The 614-nt window shown below is 46.3% G+C and carries 1 protein-coding gene; it reads right to left on the reverse strand.

What is annotated here, in order from left to right; all coding sequences use genetic code 11:
* Positions 1 to 380 precede the first annotated feature (380 nt).
* A partial coding sequence (locus BP822_RS05520; protein WP_286877910.1) for a hypothetical protein occupies positions 381 to 614 on the reverse strand: 234 nt, incomplete at its 5' end.

Genomic DNA, 614 nt, shown 5'->3' on the forward strand with positions numbered 1-614 from the left:
GAGTATGTCCTGAGCGGCCAGTGCAAGGCGGACGAGGAGATCTGCGAGTATAAGGTTTCCAAGAAGCATTTCGAAGAGGCCTTAAAGAAGGTCACGCCTACGGCTATAGAGCTGGACCTGTACAAGAGATTCGCATCCGGCAAAGCGGCTTGAATAGCGGGAAAGAGAGAGCGAGAATGAGGCTGGAGAGAGGTCCGGCCTCGCATTTTTTTTAATTTATTTCTTGTTTTGCTTCAATATCCGATCATCGGATCATTACATTACATTTCCAAGAGTGGCCACAAACAGGGGGCAGTGTACTGCGCCTCTGTAGTGAACCGCTATGCTCTGACCTAACCACAGCGAAGCAGAGGCGCAAAGGCAATAATTTCTGCCGGAACTCACCCACACAATTCAGCGAAGAGCCAATTATTTAGTTGTGACTCAAGTTCAATAGCAGCTGATGATGATGTCTTTAGAACTGAAATATGATTTTTCAGAAGGTTTCTGGCATAATTCATATCCTGCAAGGATTGCTCCAATTCGAAATCCGATCCCGCAATTCTGGCCGCAAAGTACCACATGCCTTGATTGCATCGTTCTGGATTAATATTGCACTCCTTACAACGATCAAC

Origin of the sequence: Methanosaeta sp. UBA458 (assembly GCF_002496085.1) — an archaeon.
GTDB lineage: Archaea > Halobacteriota > Methanosarcinia > Methanotrichales > Methanotrichaceae > Methanothrix > Methanothrix soehngenii.